The organism is Furfurilactobacillus milii (assembly GCF_009864005.1).
Lineage (GTDB): Bacteria > Bacillota > Bacilli > Lactobacillales > Lactobacillaceae > Furfurilactobacillus > Furfurilactobacillus rossiae_B.
In genome coordinates, this window is sequence record NZ_WEZQ01000006.1 from 86,202 (window position 1) to 106,176 (window position 19,975).

Annotated in this window: 10 protein-coding genes; all 10 read right to left on the minus strand. The window is 45.1% G+C overall.

The window, feature by feature from the left end:
• Positions 1-4: 4 nt before the first annotated feature.
• Positions 5-634 (minus strand): YczE/YyaS/YitT family protein, encoded by a 630-nt coding sequence (locus tag GB993_RS05910; RefSeq protein ID WP_161003471.1) that lies wholly within the window; start codon positions 632-634, stop codon positions 5-7.
• 40 nt (positions 635-674) lie between these two features.
• The gene (locus tag GB993_RS05915; protein ID WP_017263033.1) at positions 675-1,367 is read right to left on the minus strand and encodes a phosphoribosylanthranilate isomerase; all 693 of its coding nucleotides are present in this window, start codon (positions 1,365-1,367) and stop codon (positions 675-677) included.
• Between the two features lie 13 nt (positions 1,368-1,380).
• Positions 1,381-2,340: a PfkB family carbohydrate kinase gene (locus GB993_RS05920; RefSeq protein ID WP_161003472.1), complete on the minus strand. Its 960-nt coding sequence runs from the start codon at positions 2,338-2,340 to the stop codon at positions 1,381-1,383.
• A 290-nt stretch (positions 2,341-2,630) separates the two neighbouring features.
• Entirely contained in the window at positions 2,631-3,719 is a 1,089-nt protein-coding gene (locus GB993_RS05925) for a PfkB family carbohydrate kinase (protein WP_161003473.1), read from the minus strand.
• Positions 3,720-3,726: 7 nt separating this feature from the next.
• Positions 3,727-4,320 (minus strand): RdgB/HAM1 family non-canonical purine NTP pyrophosphatase, encoded by a 594-nt coding sequence (gene rdgB, locus GB993_RS05930; RefSeq protein ID WP_161003474.1) that lies wholly within the window; start codon positions 4,318-4,320, stop codon positions 3,727-3,729.
• Between the two features lie 11 nt (positions 4,321-4,331).
• Positions 4,332-4,988 carry an HAD family hydrolase gene (locus GB993_RS05935; RefSeq protein WP_161003475.1) on the minus strand — a complete coding sequence of 219 codons (657 nt, stop codon included), beginning with the start codon at positions 4,986-4,988 and terminating at the stop codon, positions 4,332-4,334.
• Positions 4,989-5,148: 160 nt separating this feature from the next.
• Entirely contained in the window at positions 5,149-5,874 is a 726-nt protein-coding gene (locus GB993_RS05940; RefSeq protein ID WP_161003476.1) for a hypothetical protein, read from the minus strand.
• Between the two features lie 3 nt (positions 5,875-5,877).
• On the minus strand, positions 5,878-7,440 hold the full coding sequence (locus tag GB993_RS05945) for an accessory Sec system glycosyltransferase Asp1 (RefSeq protein WP_161003477.1): 1,563 nt from the start codon (positions 7,438-7,440) through the stop codon (positions 5,878-5,880).
• Between the two features lie 311 nt (positions 7,441-7,751).
• Entirely contained in the window at positions 7,752-9,695 is a 1,944-nt protein-coding gene (locus GB993_RS05950) for a coiled-coil domain-containing protein (RefSeq protein WP_161003478.1), read from the minus strand.
• Positions 9,696-9,938: 243 nt separating this feature from the next.
• The gene (locus GB993_RS05955) at positions 9,939-19,607 is read right to left on the minus strand and encodes a KxYKxGKxW signal peptide domain-containing protein (RefSeq protein WP_161003479.1); all 9,669 of its coding nucleotides are present in this window, start codon (positions 19,605-19,607) and stop codon (positions 9,939-9,941) included.
• Between the last annotated feature and the right edge of the window lie 368 nt (positions 19,608-19,975).

Genomic DNA, 19,975 nt, shown 5'->3' on the forward strand with positions numbered 1-19,975 from the left:
TTTATTAAGTCCTTTCCATAAATACTCTTTTTTGAATCAATTCACTCAATGCTTGAATAGTTGGCCCGGTAGTCAACGCTGTGACAATCGTGATAATGCCAAACTTGCCACCCATCAAAAAACCGGCAAGCATTAAACAAGCATCAAATGTCATTTTGCTCCGTCGCATGCTCCAGCCTGTTTTGTCTCGAATGGTCAACATAAATCCGTTAAATGGATCAACACCTATGTCAGCAGCTACAAACAAGCTAATCCCGATGTAATACAGGATGATTCCTGTCGCACCGCCAGTTAAACGTGTAATTAGTGCGTCATTTGTAAATATATGTGGATATAGATGCGAACCAATCGTAATAAACATGCCATATGGTACTAAATACATCACCGTGCCGATGTTTACGTAATGACGCCCAACGAGAAACAGCAGCAAAATCAGAAAAATGTTTAACACATTGGAAACCATTCCTAGTTGAACTCGTGGAATGTGAAAAGCAGCCCGCAAGCCATCGTAAATAATTCCAACTGGGTCATTACCTAATCGCGTGTTGTTATTAAAGGCCACGCCGACGCAAACCAGAAAAATGCCAACTAGCGCAATAACTGTTTTTTTAACGGTAAGTCGATTTTTTGTCACGCAATCCTTCCCTTAACTTCCTTAGAATTTTAACGTTGGTTTACAGTCCCAATTCTTTGGCAGCAGCGTCAGCATTCTCACAGAAGGCACGAACTTTGTCGATATCCTTTTCCATGTTGCCACCTTCATACTTAATACTTGTCTTCGTCAATGAGTCAACACCGTATGGTCGAATTTTCTTAATCGCATCAGCCACGTTGTCAGGTCCAAGTCCACCCGCTTCAATGACTGGCACATTAACGGCTTTAACAATTTGTGCATCAATGTTCCAATCATGCGTTTGACCACTCGCACCAATACCAGTGTCATGTGCAAGACCAGAATCCAACAAAATGTAATCAACGAACGGCTCAAACTTCTTGGCACGGTCAATAGCTGATTCATTATCAACCAATACGGCTTGCATCAACTTTGTATGTGGCGCAACATCTTTTAAACGTTTGGCAAACGTCTCATCTGCCGCGTACCCGTCACCCGCAATGTGCAAGATATCAGGTTGTATTTCTTCACCAAGCTTCAGCATTTCTTCAGGATCATTTGTAAGCATGATTGCAACAGAGGTAACGCCACGCCGCTTGGCTTCATCAAAGATCTTGCGAACACGGTCTAGCGGTACGCGATGTGCGGGAACACCACCATTTTGCATTGGAACCAAACCAATATTGTCCGCGCCGGCGTCCATTGTCTTAACACTTTCGTCATACTGAATTAGGGAATAAATTTGTTTAATCATTATTTTGCCTCCGTTAATTTGCAATTGTGTCACTCATTAATTTTTGTTGAACCAGTTTTGGGGTAATATCAGGAACAGATTTATCACTTTCTAAAGCGATACTTGAAGCGGCCTGTGCAATTCGTCCAATTTCATGTAGCGGGCGATCAGATTCGTCAAAGTAACTCCAGGTTATGGCTGCCATTCCGCAATCGCCAGCCCCATTCGCATTAACAATCGTTGTTTTAAAGGGTTTAACAAATGCCATGTCATCTTTATTCGCACATAAAATTCCTTGTGCCCCCATCGAGATGAAAATATTTGCAATGCCTTTATCAAGCAAAACTTCTGCGGCATGTTTGGCCGTATTCAAATCCGTTACTTTAACGCCAGATAGCAACGATGCTTCTAATGCATTGGGTTTTAAAACTGTCATTTTATCTAAAATGCTATCAAAATGAGGTGCTTTAATCGTTGACACAGTGTCGCCGAATAATGGGGCTGTCACGTGCGCACCAATCCAATTCAGCGTAGAAGGATCAAGATTGGCATCTAACAGGCAAATCGTGGCATCGTTAATAAAATCTAATCTCTGTTTTAAAAACTCCGGTGTGATCTGCTTACAAATATCCATATCATTCACACCAACAAGCATGTCACCCGTTTCATCCGTAATGTACATGTAGGTGGATGAACGCTGATGCGCTAGCTGTTCTGCATAGTCTAGATGAATATGATTATTCTCACAGGATGTCTTTAGTAATTGACCATTGTAGTCATCACCATATACGGTAATTAAGTACGTCGGCACTTCCAAATGAGCCAAATTTTGTGCAATGTTTTGACCAACCCCGCCAACCGACATTCCGACTATTCCTGGGTTTGAATCTCGATCAACGACTTTGTCACTTGGCATGCCAAAGATATCCATGTTCATGCCACCGATTACAACAACATAATCGTCAGGTGAAACAGTTTGTGAATAATTCATCATAATTGTTCTCCTTAATTTGAATTCACCCTTTGCTGACATTTGTTTATGCGCATAAACATTTGACACTTTAGAATCTATACCCATTGTCTCGCCCTGTCAACAAAAAAAGTTACCGCTTTCATAAAGTGAACTGGCAAACCCTTTGCACATACATAGTTAGCCGTTTAATTTATTTTTTTATTCACAAAGATCTATTTTATTAATAATCAATACTCATTGGCCACGGTTTCCGAGCAAGCAAAAAGACCCTGCAGTTTCCTACAAGGTCTTCATCTAACTAAATTTCTTTTTTACTCAAACAATTCATGACGCTTAAGTTCAAGCGTTCTGTGGGTCAGATTTTCATTCACTGCCTGAATGCTCTCCATACTAAGATATGCAGCAGCGTTGGCCAACTGACCGCTATCTTCAAATGAGCTTTCATTTTTATGTGCCCATACTAATGCCGCCGTTGCTGCTGCTCCGGCTCCATTAGTATTACGTTGGTTAATCTTTTGCTCCGGATAAAATAACTGATGCCGTTCATCTTGATACAACATGCCCACTTCATCAATATATAAAAACACGTTATTAACGCCTTTATCTATTATTCGTTGAGCTGCTTGAATCGCCGTGTGCTTGTCAGTAGCCTCAATCCCAGATAAGGTCTTTGATTCAACCGCATTGAGGACAAGCGTATTTAAATGGCCAATGCCTTTTAACAGTCTGCCAGCTTTAGTAACCGAAACCGCCTTAGCAAACATCGGTCGTTGACAGTGTTCGTACAACCACTCAATGGTCTGTTGTGGAAGATTCGAATCAATAACAACTGCTGTCGAATTGTTAATCATATCTTCACGATCTTCCAAAAACTCCGGTGTAATCCGATCGTTGATGCTCATATCATCAAGACCAACCACGCGATCACCACCAGGTTGATTGACATATAAATAAGTCGACGAATTGGTATCAGCAAACTGTTTAGAATACGTAATGTCCATATCATTTGCCAACGCGTCTGCCTTAAACTGTTCACCATTGTTATCATCGCCATAGACAGAAATGAAGTAGTTTTGAACACCCAGTTTACGCAAATTCAGTGCGATATTTCGGCCGAGTCCTCCAACCGCATAGTAAACGTGGCCAGCATTGGAGCTTTTATCAACCACGTTTTCATCGGCAACGCCGAAGATGTCCATATTTATTCCGCCAATGACTGTCACATAACTCGGTGGCGTCACAATGTAGCCCTTGCCACGCAAATAACCTTTTTTCATCAAATTGGAAATATGAGCTGCCACGCCCGACCGAGTGATACCTGCTAATTCTGCCAGTTCATTTTGGCTTATCATTGGATTTTGTTTGATCCATGATAAAATTTGTTCTTCTCGATCTGTCATAATTACCTCAGTTCTGCCACCACTGGTCAAAGCTCTTTAAAAACTTTCGCATTGCCCGACCACGATGACTGATTGCGTCTTTTTCTTCACCGGTCATTTCGCCAAACGTCCGCGACTCACCATCGGGTTGAAACAAACAGTCGTATCCAAATGCTTCACTACCACGTGGTGCGTCAACGATTTGCCCCTTAACCTCGCCTGCAACTTCCAATACATTTCCATCTGGTTTAACGGCATAAATCGTCGTATGAAACGTTGCTGAACGATTTGACACATCATTTAACTTATTTAACAATTTTTCACGATTGGCCTTGTCGTCATGATCTCCTGCATATCGAGCAGAATGAATGCCAGGCTCACCATTTAGTGCTTCCACCATTAGCCCTGAATCGTCAGCCAACACAGGTAAATTAAAATGTTCCATGATGGTAGTTGCTTTAATTTTAGCGTTTTGAGCAAATGTTGTTCCGTTTTCTATAATGTCAGGAACATTTTCCAGATTCTTAAGCGTGACGACATCCACACCTAGTCCATTTGGCAGCATTTCTCGATATTCTTTCGCCTTATTCTGGTTTCCTGTCGCAATTACTAACTTTGTCATGTCAAACTCCTTTAATTCAAATATTGCATCACTTCATCCAACGTGCCTACCTCATGCGTTGGTCGTTCACTACCAGCAGGTTTGCGACCATCACGGTTGACCCAAATACAATCCCAGCCAAGTTCGGCGCATGGGACGACATCACTGCCATAGCCCTGTGCAATGTGAACGTGATTGTCGTTATTGAAATGATAACGCTGTTCAACTGCCTTGAAGAACTTCAAATCCGGTTTGTAGGCATGGACATCCTCTGCGGTCCAAACGTCGAATGGCATTCGTAGCGTCTTGGCGTTAAACGGAATGATATCCCACGATGAATTGGACATCATCACAAGTTTATAGCCGCGGTCAACAAAGGTTTGCAGTGTTTCAATGACCTCGGGAAATGGCGTCAACTCCCGATGGGCTTGCAGAACCTCTACATAGTAGCGTTCAAACTGATGTTCAAGGCCAAACTGATAATCGAGATGGATCAGATTATTGCGGGTCAACAAATCGTAGTCGATATACGGATGCATGTTGTTGCGGTCATCCTGATAACTAATGAAACATTGTCGCGCCAGCTTCTGATCAACACCAATCTGCTTTGCCAGCCGCTCAATTTCACTATAGGTGCCATCTTCGTTTAATAGTGTCCCATAGCAATCAAACGTTAACACATTCGTCATTACCCTGCTCCCACTCACGCGAATTCATTATTGTTAAGATTCGCAAATTATTATCAGTTTATCATGTTTCGTTGCCCAGCTGTGAGTCAATTGTCGAAAATGCAAAAGCAAAGCGCAGTCCTCACATCTTTACCCGTGCGGACTGCGCTTGAATTTTAGTTTATCCAATTGGTGAGATAGTGATGTCTGTCGGAATGATATGTGCTTCATTCGTATAGATTCGAACACCATTTTGCTCTTTAGCATAGCGATCTAACGTTAACCCTAAAAGCTGTTCCAAATTATCATACTCATAAATTTCATCGCGCGAATTCATCACGCGACAAACGGTGTTGGTCAGCTGACCTTGATCATTGTTCATAAAAATATTTAAACAGGCTTCAGTACCATCTGCCGTGAAATATTGTTCCGTCGCCAATGCATGATTGCGATGAAAGGTTTGGGTTCGTGAAAGAAAGCCACGACAATCATAAGTATCAATTGAAGTCACGTTGCCAACACGATCAACGTGTTCGACGCTTTCAACTTGTTCACCACTTTTAGGATAGTAATTGATACGTGCTAACGGTGCATCGGCTTCTTCGACCCTAGCCTTGTTTTTACCATTTGGCAAAACGGAATAAAGTGGCGGAATTCTAGTCAGTTGTTCACTGGTTAACTTTTTTTGCGGTACGTGAACAGCCTGCTGCAATAAGTTAAAAACACTTAACACACGGTTAGGTTTGATATCCACCTTTGCTAAAATGCGGGCTAGTTCAGGCGTGTACTGTGTAATCAAAAGTTGAGCGTCCGGATGACTTGGCAGAAAGAGTTTGTACTGGTCCACCGCTTCCTTGACAACATCCGCATCTTGACTAATTAGCCGATTATCCAATAAAAAATCCATTGTCTAACCCTCCTTGTCCGCAACTTTAGAATTGGCATCAATAAGTAACTGAACCCAAGCATTCCAAACGGGCTCAGCACCGAATCGGCCAGCACTGGCGTAGGCTGCGTCACTATATTCTTGTAACCGAACGGGATTTTTAAGCATTTTGACGAGTCGGTCTGCCATCTGATGCCAATTACCTAAATCAACTAGTCGACCATTTTTGCCGTTTTCGATAATTTCCGCAGGGCCATAATTAACATCGTAAGCCAAACCAACAACACCGTGTGAAACGGCCTCCAGTAAGGCCAAGTCAAAACCCTCCATCCTGCTGGTCAAACCAAATATCTGCGCCGAATTATATACGGGTGTCAAATTAGGAACATAACCCTTTAGCGTCACTACATCACCCATATCTAGATCCTTAATAACTTTTTTAATCTTCTTGGGCTCAGCAAAGTTATCTTCTGAATTTTCATAGCCGTAAATATCCAATGTCACGTTATCAACTGATTCGCGTGCCTGGTGAACTGCCTTAATTAAATCATCCAGCCGTTTTTCATTGGCGATCCGTGCCACGGCAATCACTTTGCCTGGTGTCCGTTCAGCCATCGGCACATGAGGGATCGACAGTGTCGCTGCGGGCACAATCCCGACTGGAATCGTGAATACTGGAATCGTCGGTTTGAAGCGATCTTTTACATCTTGTGCCTGTTGTTTGGTTGCTGTTACGATGGCGTCCCAATCCTGAAGGTTATGCAAAGCGTACGCATAATTGTAGTTCAGTGCCGCGTGGGCGGGATCATTGGCGTCAACCGTTTGTGAATTATGTAAGTGCAAGACTTTATACGCTTTGGCGGTCATATGACTGATGGACCAATCGTCGATCATCGTGCGGTCAGAAATGAAGACGCTGACCTGCGGATCGTGTTTAGCAACTTCATCCAGGTAAAAACGGAGGAACGTTTTCATCCCATCGAAATCATAATCACGGCCTTGATAGTCAACCAGCGTATAGCGGCTATCAATTTCATTGCCACCTGCATCATTCTTTAAATAGCGAATGATTGCCGGTGAACCGTCCAAGTGTAGATACCGCTCCATGTCTACTTTATTGTCTTGAGAATAGTATTGTTCCATGGTTTTAAAACCTCGGCAATCGTATTGATCAATACGGTATAAATTGCCGAAGTGGTCAAACAATTGAACGCTGCTAACTTGCTGTGTACCTGAGAATAAACTTACACGCCGGTATAACTGACCGTTCTGAAGTACATAAAAACGGCCCTCATCCTCGTGCCACTGGATGTCCAAGCCTTCATGGTTAGCAGGAAAGCGTAAATCATTCATGGTCAACGGCTGTGATGCGGCACCCAAAGCTCCCTGAAAATAGTCAAACATGTTCATACTTTCAGCATCACTAACTTGAGCTTCATTAAGGTTCCAATGTAACCGCGGACTATAATCACGTGTCAGCAGTCGTGCGGCCATCCCATGATCACGAAATAGCGCGAGCCGCTTTAATTCGGCATGCTCAATTCCTGATTTCTTTTCCGGAACTGAAAAATCAACAAAATAAATCATGTTGCCACTCCCTCGTTTCCGTTATTTGTCCTACCTTTATTTAACCACTTTCACATTCCTTGGAGTTAACGCTAACGCCTATATTTTGTACAAATTTCAACTGTTGAGTTCACGAAAAAACAACATTATCTTATCCTCTCAAATCCCAGAGTTATCTGCCTCAATCATTTTTCGGACTAGATTTCAATATTAAATGTAAATTCGCGTTTACTGGGTGGGGGGACCCATTAAACGCGAATTTATTTAGGGCTATTTAAGGCGGCATCAGTTGAACGGGTGAAGCCGCCCAGTTTTGTAAATCCAATTAAGAACTAACTAACTTTTGGAATGTAAATTCTGGTCTTGATGGTCGCAGCGTTTGCTTTGTCATTCGTCACGCCGGCCGGGTCTAAAACCATGATGTGCATATCGCGCTTCAATTGCTTCAGGATAACTTGATGTACAGCTTCATCGCTGACAATAATATTGTTAACTGGTGAATCTTCTGCAACGATTTGCTCAATCAACGCTTTGTTGTCAACGTCCGTAATGAGCGGAATCAGTTCGAACCGACGATCATCATCCTTCAGCAGTTGTTCAAAGTACGGTGTGTCCGTATCGATAATAAGGGCATCATCAGGGTGTGTTAAAGCATGCGACTTCATCCACCACTCGTAATAATCATTCTCAGTTTCAAACGTCCGTTCTACGGTCTTACCAGCATCGGTCGTTTGAACAACAACATGGTCTTCAAAGAACACTTTTTCCAATGCAACGCTGTGATCAGGACGATAGTAAATTTCCGAGGCAGCGTGTTTGGCGTCCCGCGGATCGACGTACTGAGTCGCCAACAAAACATTTTGCTGATCGTAAATTGCCATCTTAAACAGCTTATCGTTTTGGAAATATTTCACACTTTCCAAGGAACGGTCAGCACGGTATTGCAACGTGACACTTTGTTTGCCACTGGCGGAACGAATCATTTCGGGCTGTTCCTCAGTACCAGCATTCACTTGCCAATCTTGGCTTTGATCCAGCGGTAGGGCAACATCTGCATGTTGTTGCGTATCGGCATTACGTTGAAAGTCTAAGTATGGATTAATAACGTGCCCTGCATGATGTAAAATGCCCGAGCTTAGATAATCAGCCCAAATTTCACTCAACTCCCGATTAAAATCGGTTGTCAGTAAATCAAAATGGGCGTCTGTTTTATCAAACAGATGGTCAATAATTTCCAAACCATTCTGATCACTCAGCTGACTGAGCGGAATTAACGTATTGGAATAGAAAACGTAGTGATGTGATGGGTCAAACTGAAAGTTGTCGATGAGTTTTGTCGAACTGAAATAAAATTTCATCAAGTCAGTTAACTGCTGAAACTGCTCGGCCAAATTTCCTTTATCCTGCTTAACAGCTCTTAGTTTCCCATCATCGGCAGTTAACTTCTCTTGTTGTAGACTCACCTTTTTGTCAATTTCGGCTAACCGTTTTTGGATGTCGGCAGTTTCATCATCTTGATTATTGGCCTGCTCTTGAGCAGAAACTCGTTTGTTCAAGGCAGAAACAGCTTTTTCTTGCTTAACAATCTCCTGATTAACACCGTTTTCCGCTTGTTCAAGTTCATGATCACGCACATTGATGTCTGAAATTTGCTTACGTTTGGCGTCAATTTCTTCCATTAAAGAGTTTAAATTTCCCTGCTGACTAAGATCACCAAGTAGTTTGTGCTCTTTTTCATCCAGTTTTTGACGCTGTTTGTTGATCTGTGCAGATTGTGCCTTCATTTTCGCTAGAATAGCTGATTGTTCTGCAAACTCTTGTTTGGTTTCATTCAATGATGCTGCCAGTTGTTTTTGCTTGGCCGCAACCTTATTGCGTTGATCCTGTAGCTGAGAAAAAACTTCGAAGTCTGCGTTCCGTTGCTGAGCGAGTTTATCATAATCGCGATTAACAGCTCGTGACTGCGTCCGAAGATAGTCTTTTTCGGCTAGCAACTGAGAGCGTAGTTCGTTGCGTGCATCCCCATACTGTTGATTAAGCTCATTAACGTGTTTCTCCAGTTGTTCACGTTTAGCCGTTAACTTCTGGTACGCATCCTCTTTAGCAACAGGAGCTGATACCGACGCCAGTTCAGTCTTTTTTTCATTTGTCGGTTCGACAGTTGCTGTGGAATGAATAACCGTCTGAGCGGCCTTTGTTTGTTCTTTGGGTGCTTCCGATGCCGCGGTCGTCGGCGCTGAATCGGTCACCTTTTTACCATGTCCAAATAATTTCATAAGCTATCTTCCCCCAACTCGCTTGATGAAAAGTACGATTCAAACGTTCCGTAAATCATCCAATTCTTATATCAAACGCCGTGTAGACGTTGACGATGTTGTTTATGATGCCATTGCTCTGACGGTTGAACACCCTGACCCACCACCATCTATTCAGGAGACTTTACGTGAAAATCTCCTCAATAGATGGCGGGAAGCCAAGTTGCTTTCCGTCATTTTTAAAAATTCAGACCTGCTTACGCACTACTTTGTTTCTTCATTTGTGGAGCCATCAACTTCGTGCTTGCGACGTTTGCCAAGCAACATTGCTGATCCTGCGGCTAATGTTGCTACACCAAGCAATCCCATGACACCAGCTGATGATTCATTGGTATCTGGTAATGCGTTGGCAGCTGCAGTTGCCTTGTTTTCAACAATGTTTCCGTCTGCTTTAGCCGATGGTTGTGCTGACTGCTTAGCAGCTGGTGCTGCAAGCGTCGTGGCCTTGGCTTCAGGTTCTGACTTAACAGTTGCGTTCACCAATGGTTGGGCAATCGCTGACTTAGTTGTCGCTACACTCGCCTTTTCGGTTGCGGGTGCGGCCGTTTCGCTAGGTTGTTGATTAGAGCTGTTTTCACCAGTTTGAACATCATTTGTTCCTGACACGCCAGTAGTCCCTGTTGAGCCATTAGTACCGTTTGTTCCATTAGCACCATTTGTACCATTGGTACCATCGGTTCCGTTTGTGCCATTTGAACCACTAGTGCCGTTTGACCCATTAGTGCCAGCTAGTCCGTTAGCACCAGCCGATCCATCGGTGCCGTTCGTACCGTTAGCACCGGCTGACCCGTTAGTATCGTTCGTACCATTGGTTCCATTCGAACCATTAGTGCCATTCGTGCCAGCTGAACCATTGGTGCCGTTTGAGCCATCGGAACCATTAGTTGTGCCTGTCGAACCAGAACCTGCGGAAGTCGTGTTGTCGTAGTAGTCTTTAGGATCAACGGATACCGCTTGGGCATCAATCAAGGACTTGTACAACTTCACCTTGCCGGCAGGATCAACCGTGGTTGCCACGTCACCTTTGTTTGGCCCAGCGACTGTGACACTACCATCCGGATCAACGGTTACGACTTGGCCATTCAACGTTGCAGTACCGCCTGAAGTTGGAAATACCTGCGTACCAACTACCTTACCTGAAGCATCAGTGGCTGTTGCGGTCGTGGTGCCATCAGAGTTCTTAGCAAACGTAACGTTTGTGCCAGTTGGATTACTGATTGTTGAACTCGTAATCTTGTTTTCTGGATCACGGTTGATTGTCACTGAACCAGCAGGTGTCGTCTTAACTTCCGTTGAGCTGCCATCTGGTTTCTTCGTAACCACATCAACAACCTTACCTGAGCCATTGGTTGTTGTTGCCGTGGTGCCAGTCTTTGGATCACCAGTCGTTGTTGTCGTGGTGCCATCCGAGTTGTGGGTAACTGTTGGTTCAGTAGTGGTACCTGTCGAACCAGTGCTGCCTTCAGATCCGGTCATACCTGTCGAACCGGTGCTACCTTCGGATCCGGTCGTACCTGTCGAGCCGGTGCTGCCCTCAGATCCGGTCGTACCTGTCGAACTGGTGCTACCTTCAGATCCGGTCGTACCTGTCGAACCGGTGCTACCTTCAGATCCGGTCGTACCTGTCGAACCAGTGCTACCTTCAGATCCGGTCGTACCTGTCGAGCCAGTGCTGCCCTCAGATCCGGTCGTACCTGTCGAACTGGTGCTACCTTCAGATCCGGTCGTACCTGTCGAGCCGGTGCTACCTTCAGATCCGGTCGTACCTGTCGAACCAGTGCTACCTTCGGATCCGGTCGTACCTGTCGAGCCGGTGCTGCCCTCAGATCCGGTCGTACCTGTCGAACCAGTGCTACCTTCGGATCCGGTCGTACCTGTCGAACCAGTGCTACCTTCGGATCCGGTCGTACCTGTCGAGCCGGTGCTGCCCTCAGATCCGGTCGTACCTGTCGAACCGGTGCTGTCACTGCCAGCCGCTGAAGTGTTATCGTAGTAATTCTTTGGATCAACGGAGACACCCGTAGCATCAATTAGGGTTCGTGAGCGCGTAACCTTGCCAGTAGGATCAACGTTTGTGTTAATGCTATCGGCCTTTGGTCCGCCAACAGTAAGGGTACCATCGCTACCTACTGTGGCTGTCTTTCCACCAACCGTAGCTGTTCCGCCATTTGCAGGAATCGTGGCAGTGCCGGTAACTTTACCAGTTGGATCAGTAGCCGTTGCGGTTGTCGTGCCATCGCTATTCTTAACAAGCGTAACTTTAGCACCGTCACGGTCGCCAACCGTTGCACCGGTAACGCTGCCCTTGGCATCCTTAGCAACAGTAGTGTAGCTACCGTCAGGATTGAAGGTTTGGTCAGTAGAGGTACCGTCACTGTTCTTTGTTGCAATCTCAGTGATGTTACCGTTGATACCCTTAGTGGTCGTAGTTACTGCACCAGTCTTCGGATCCTTTGTAACGGTCGTGCTAGTACCGTCGCTATTTTGCGTCGTTTGACTATTTGCAGCACTAGAACCGGTCGTTTCAGTATTAGTTACTTTCCCGTTAGGATCTTTTGTCACAACTTGGCTCGTGCCATCACTGTTCGGCGTAGTTGTCACGGTTGAACCATCGGAACCAGTGTCAACAGTTGATGTTATGTGACCTTGAGGATCCTTGTTAACAGTTTCAGTGCCGCCGCCTGAAGTTGGCGTTGTCGTTGAGGTGTTGCCGCTTGGGTCTTTGACCGTTGTTGACGTCGTGTCGCCAGCTGGATTCTTGGTAACGGTCTGGGTGCCACCATCTGAGGTCGGTGTCGTTGTTGAGGTGTTGCCAAACGGATCTTTGGTCGTTGTCGAGATCTCGTGACCAGAAGGATCTGTTGTCACCGTCTTCGTGCCACCGTCTGAGGTTGGCGTAGTAACTGAGACATTGCCTGATGGATCTTTAACCGTAGTCGACGTAACGTTACCGTTTGGATCCCTATCAACGACCTTTGTGCCGCCATCTGAAGTTGGCGTTGTCGTCTCAGTCGCACCAGATGGAGTCGTTTCAACAGTCGAAATATCCTTGCCATTAGGATCTTTGTTAACGGTTGTGCTGCTACCATCTGAATGTGGTGTTGTCGTGCTGGTGTTGCCAAACGGATCTTTAGTAACAGTTGAGATAACATTGCCTTTGGAATCAGTGACTTGAGTCTTCGTGCCGCCATCTGAGGTTGGCGTTACCGTCGTCACATCTCCAGTGGTCGGATTTGTAGTTACCTCGGATATAACATTTCCGTTGGCATCTTTGTTAACAGTTGAAATCGTCTTGCCGGATGAATCCTTAGTAGTTGCTGTCGTCGAACCATCGGAGTTCTTAACTGTCGTAGTTGTGTTGCCATTAGGTAACGTTGTTGTCGAGCTACCATCTGAGCCAGTTGTCGTTGAACCAGTGTTACCGCCAGTTGTCGTCGTCGAAACTACCTTTCCATTGGCATCTTTCTTAACTACTGTAGAAGTACCATCGCTGTTTGGCGTTGTGGTAGTAGAGCTACCATCCTTAGCCGTAACCGTGGTGGACGTTACTTTACCAGTAGCATCCTTGGCAACAACCGTTGTGCTACCATCAGTGTTTGGTGTCGTAACGGTCGAGCTACCGTCAGGCTTCTTAACCGTTGTTGAGACAAGCGAACCTTGAGGGTCTTTAACTGTAGCCGTGGTAGTGCCATCTGACCCTGTTGTCGTGGCGGTTGTATTGCCGGCAGGATCCTTAACTGTTGTAGAAATAACCTTGCCGGATGGATCAGCTGTTGTCGTGGTCGTTGAACCATCTGAGCCGGTTGTTGCTGTGACTTTGTTACCATTCGCATCTGTCGTTTCCTTGGAAACAACGTTGCCGTTAGCATCCTTGGTGACAGTTGACAACGTGTCGCCACTTGCATTCTTGGTGACCACAACACTGCCACCATCACTTGTTGGCGTAGTTGTAACCGTTCCACCATCAGTCGTTGGAACGACAGTGGATGTAACCTTGCCGTTAGCATCCTTCGTAACGGTCGACAATGTCTTACCTGAAGGATCCTTAAATACTGTCTGGCTAGTACCATCAGTCGATGTAGTGGTGGTTGCCGTATTGCCAAACGGATCAGTTGTCGTAGTTGAAGTTACCTTCCCAGCGGAATCCTTGACGACACTAGTAGATGATCCATCTGAATTTGGCGTTGTTGTGACACTTGTACCATCAGCATTCTTCTTGGTCTCGGATACAAGCTTACCTTGAGGATCACGTTGCGTAGTAGTCGTTGAACCATCGCTGTTTGGAATGACTGTCGTCGTGCTACCATCGGATCCAGTCGTGGTTGTCGATACCGTCTTACCAGCAGCATCCGTCACAACTGTTGTGCTAGAGCCGTCACTATTTGGCGTCGTTGTTGCTGATGTTACGACTTTACCAGCCTTGTCCTTATTAACAGTGGTACTTGAGCCATCGGAATTTGGCGTCGTTGTGCTTGAACTACCGTCGGCATTAGTCTTAACTGTGGAAAGTGTCTTACCATCTTTATCAGTGGTAACAGCGGTGGTTGAGCCATCACTATTTAATGTTGTCGTTACTTTATTGCCATTAGCATCTGTGCCAGTTGTACCGGTTGAACCAGTCGTACCACCAGTACTTGGCTTCATCGTTGTGTAGGCTGTGTTTGCAGTATCATAACCGGTTGAAGCTGCTGTGACACTGTCATTAGCAGCTTTTAGATTGGCTGCCGCTTTAGCAGCAGCATCACCGGCAGCAGTCGCATTTGATTGTGCGTTGGCTGGTGCGCCAGCTGCACTAGCTGCAGCTTGTACGTCACTGGCCGCACTGGTAGCAGCCTTAGTGGCCGTATCAGCGGCAGATGCTTTTGTCTTTGCATCAGATAACGCTGCACTAGCGGCACTTAATGCGGCGCTGGCCGCACTTTGGTTACCAGCTGCAATTGCGGAAGTGGCGGCAGATGTCTGTGCACTAGCCGTTGAAGCCGCTGCACTAACAGCAGCAGTGGCTGCATTTGCCTTAGCTGCTAGGTAACCTGCCTGAACTGCTTGCGCAGCATTAGCTGCTTCAGCAGCGGCGGCTTGTGCAGCAGCAGCATTCCGTGTTGCTTCCTGAGCTGCAGAGGTCGCGGTTTGAGCAATTGCTTTAGATTCTGTTGTGTTGGCCGCAGTTGCTGCAGACTGAGCAGCACTAGCAGATAAGGAAGCCGCTTTTGCTTCATTGGCTGCCCGTGTCGCATTGGCGGCTGCTTGAGCAGCTAATTCTTGGGCTTGCGTTGCTTTAACGGCAGCCGTTAACAAATTGTCACTGGCATCGGAGCCCTTTGAAGCCAAATCGTTGGCCGCAGATGCTGCCAGACTAGCTGCACCGGCAGCATCCTTAGAAGCTGTTGCGCCACTAGTAGCAAGAGTTGCATCGCTATTTGCATTGGCAGCCATTGAGGTCGCATCGCTAGCAGCATTGTTCGTCGTAGTCGCAGCGGTGACAAATTGTAGTGCGCTCGTTGCATCTAATAATGCGTTTGTTGCACTGGTAATCTGATCAGCTGTTGCTGCTGAGTCTTGATCCACTGCATGTGCTTGGTCCAAGGCCGTTTGCAAATTACTCCAACTAGTTGGTGTGTACTTTGAAGCATTACTTGCTAGTGGAGCTGCGGTAATAGCAGCTTCAAGTCCTGACTTAGACAGCGTGATTGCAGTCATCGCAGCATCCAACTTTTTGAGTGTCTCATTAACAGTTGTCTGCGTTGCTGTTTTGTCGGCGCTTACTGTCTTTGCAGCACTTAGGGCCACAGCGAGTGATGAAAATTGAGTAGCGGTGGTGTTTGGATAAGCGCTTTGATTTTGTGAAACAGGGTCTGCAGCTGAGATTGCGGCGTTCAAAGCGTCTTTATTGGCTTCAACGTAGATCGGGTCGGAAACGTTCGTATTCAAATTAGTCAGCTGAACCCCAGTCGGTTGAACTGCATTGCTACCAGAGATGATCCCAACTGAAACGTGAGCTGTTGCTTCAACATACTTACCAGCTGTTAAAGGTGTCCCAACTTGAGTTGTCCAAGTACCGTCCTTAGCAACCTGAGTTGTCGTTTGTGCGTTAACAGAACCGTCTGGGTTATAAACGGTAACACTAACGGTGTAAACATTTAAATCATCAGAGGATGGTTTGTTCATTGTGGAAGAAGTAGCTGCTTCAGAAGATTTAGTAATTGTGGGAATCAAACTAGAAATTGTCCCGGAAATTGTACTTGAACCAACTTTAATATCGTTCTGGTTAACGTAAACGTATGGCGTTTGTGCCGCTGGTACACTGGCACTTGCGTAGCCTAGAGTACCCTGAGAAACATAACCATTAATCGTGTTAACACGTTGAATTTGGGCCGTAATCTGGTCACCAGTATTAATGTTTAACCCAGTCGTCGTAGTTCCAACAGTGTTCCCAAAGCTGGCAACAAAGGTTCCATCAGACTTGTTAATATTAGCTGTAGTGGTGGCGCCAGTGGTCGTGTCAGTGAAGACGATTTGATAAATATCACCCGGCATATCTGTTGAGGTATCAAGGGTTACTTTACCGGTAATGGTGTTAGTTCCTTGAACAACGGCCGATGTTAAATCATTGACTGTAAATTGCGGCACTAATTTTTGTGCTTGATTAATTAGTGTAGCCGTACCGGAGGCTGCTGATGTTGAGTAGTTAGGCTGTGGCGTATTCGGTGTGATTGAGCTATCTGAATCAGCTGCAAAAGTATTCTCAAGGTCCTTGCTAGTCCCAGTCGCCAAATTCCAAGTGCCGGAGAATCCGTTTATAACTGTTTGATAAGTAATATCATTTAATGTCTGATTACCAGTAATCCGTGGTAAGTACTGATTTGTCTCGTTAGACCATTTACCTAAATCAAGCATAAAGTAATATTGAACTGATGATTTTGAAGAAGCGGTTAGACTCTTGGAAACAAGTGTTAGTACCGGCTGTCCAGCGTTGTTATACGCAACTCTCAACATAAAATCACCACTTGCAAAAGCCGTGGATAATGCTTCGTTCTTAGCTGGATCAAGTGTAGCCGAGAGTGCGCTCGTGCCAGTGCCTAACTGAGTTGTACCTGACCATAGAACATAAGCCAAGTTGACATACTTTTGCCAATCAGTCGTTTTAAAGAATGGTGTCAAACTAATCGGTAGCGTCCAAGTTGACGTGTAGCTCGGTACAACACTAATTCCAGAAAATGTCGATGAACCACCAAAGGTAACGGTACTAGTATTAACAATAGAAACTGTATTAAAACTACCCGGTCCACCAGCAAGGACACCACCTGTCCCTAAGGTATTCATACTGTTTACGGATCCAGTAAATGAGGCACCATTACTATTGCCAATATTGACCAAATTCCCTTGATAAAAAGTCAAGTTAGAAGTAGCTTTTGTCATTGCCGTGTTGTCCATGCTGGCATTGTCCAATAAGCTTTGGGCCACCTTAAGAGCATTGACAAAAGTTTGATATGTGTCTGTTGAATAATTGGCTGATGATGTGGCCGCACTCTGAGCATTCTTAACAGCATCTGACAATGCTGTCTTGGCTTTGGCGATTGTTGTGTTAGCAGGCGTTGCCGCCCATAATGCGCTTCTCAATGCATCTGCATCAGACTGTAAGGATGCCGCCGTTGAATCATCATAAAGTGCACTCTTAGCCTTACTAATTGCACTCGTTAAAGTACTAAATGTATCAGCAGTGTAATCACCAGCAGAAAGTGTATCTGCCGTTTGAATATATTTATTCAAATTATTCCACGCAGAATTGGTCGTCGTTGTTAATCCATCAATTGCGGATTGAATAACTTTAGTGGCCTGATTAAGTTGATCAGGCGTACTAGTTGCCAATGGCGTGCCATCGCTCGAAAGTAATGTCTGAGCGGCTGAAATGGCGTTTTTGAGTGTCTGAGTACTTTGTGAACCGTACGCACTACCTGAACCTTCTTCCAGTAATTGATCACCACCAGCAATTGCATCGCTCAAAAGAAGGTTCGTAGCAGTTGTCGTTAATAGGTTTTGATATGCCTTCTGAAGGTTATAACTGGAAGTACTAATTTGATCCGGAGTGGCAGCTCCATTATTCATAACTGCCTTAGCATAAACATAAGCACTGGCAAATGTGTCCCAGCTACTCTTTGTATATGCAGCGTATGCATAATTAGTCTTGGTAGCATCTGCGGTTTGGTTAGCGTTATATGTGACGCTAGTTGTATTAAGAACATTTTGCAATGATGACAATGATCCAGATGGGATCAAAGCATCTAATGCCGTTTGTAGATTCTGCGTAGCCGTTTGAATGTCTTGCGCTGCGGAAGAACCTGAAATCTTCTGAGCGGCAGATTGAGCTGTTTGCAAATTCTGAATAGATGCAACTGTGTAGGACCCAGAATTATTCAACTTGGTCGTTGCACTGCTCATTACATTTCCTAATTGAGTGAACAATACAGATGATTTGTTAAGTTCCAGACCAGCCGTCGCGTCAGTTAATTTCTTGTACAAAACCGAGAATGTGTTCGCTGTAGTTGCAGAATCAGACAAACCAGCGTTAGCTGCTGATAATGCATCCGTATACGTTTTCCATGCAGCCGTCGTATATTCAGAAGCCGTTGTATTCGAATATTTCGTTTGATCAGCACTAATTGTATTTTGAAGTTGTGCTTGTCCGCCGGCCCCTAAGTTAGGAACCAAACTATCAATGGCAGCCTGCAATTGTTGCTGTGCTGATTTTAGTGCTGTTTTTGCGGCCGACTGTGTCATGCCGTTTGCATTAGCTAAAGCAGTTTGTAATAACGAATATGAAGCATTTGTGTAGTTAGCGGATTTTTCAGCTTGTGCCGCCGCTAATACCTTGCTGTAATCAGTCCACGCTTGGTTAGCAGCAGCACTAGTCGTTGCTGCTGAAGTAGTGGCAGCAGCTGAAGTAGCGGCGTCACTAGTAACCGCTGCATCTGTCCGCGTAATTTCTTGTGGTGTACCAGTTTCAGCAAACGCCGCTAAGGCTGCTGACTTAGCATCGGCAACCTGTTGACTAGTCGCATTATCTGGTAAAGCAGTCACCTGTTTAGTCGGCGCCGTGGAAGCCGCTGATGTTTGTGATGCTACTGTTGATGTATTTGTTGTCGCAGATGCTGGTGCCGTCGATGTCTGGGCGGCATCACTAGTTTGACTTGTGGTTGATGCAGTAACCGGCGAAGTCGTTGCATCCTTGGATTGACTTGCTTGATCAGTCTTTGCTTGACTCGTGGTTGATGCTGGCGAAGTCGATGTTTGTGCATCCTTTGTAGCACCTGCCACAGACGCTGGCGCCGTGGATGTTTGAACATCCTTTGCAGTGCTTGTTGCGGATGCAGGTGCAGTTGAGGTTTGAACATCTTTTGCCTGACTAGCTGTCGATGTCTGTGCCTCACTTGCCTGGCTTGTCACCGATGCAGGTGCAGTTGAGGTTTGTGCTGTCAGTGTTTTGCTGGCTACAGAACTAGGTGCAGTTGATGCTTGCGAATTCGTCGTTTGCGACGAAGCAGTGCTAGTCTTTACGGAAGACTGACTTGCGGCTGCAGACGCAGGTGCAACAGAAGTTGGTGCAGCACTCGCCGTAGCGTTTGTTTGCGTAACACTCGTTGAGAACTCCAACGGTGCATTCGTTTGCTTAGTTGCGTCAGTTTGGGGATCAGTAGTGTTACTGCCATTAGTACTGGTCGCGTCGGCTTTTGCGGCTTGTTCACCACCAGCTAAAAGTCCACCGAACGTAAAAACAGTGATTCCGGCAAACAGCCACTGCTTCCCCGCTTTATACATTTTATAGTGTTCTTTCGTACTTGTTATTGTGTCTGCAATCTCTTCATTCTTACGTGACATTTTCAACAACCCCCCTGAAATTAAACACTGATAAAGTAACTAACAATAAATATGGATAAAATCAATCATAGATTGGATGCAAATAGCATAAAAAAATTATTAAATATGTTTATTAACGTTATATGATGTTATTTGTGAACCCCGTATACTATTGTGTGTAAACGATTTGCCTTTTTTTCATTAAAATTCATCCCCTTGATTGATTTCAAACAGAGTGTAGCACGCAAATGGTCTACTTGTACAATTATAATTTATGCCGAAAACAGTATATTAATAAACACGCATGTACAATTGGTATACATAAAAAATTATGTCTCATCTAATTCGGTTGTGCACCAAGTAATTTCGAATTTAAGCCACTTAACTAA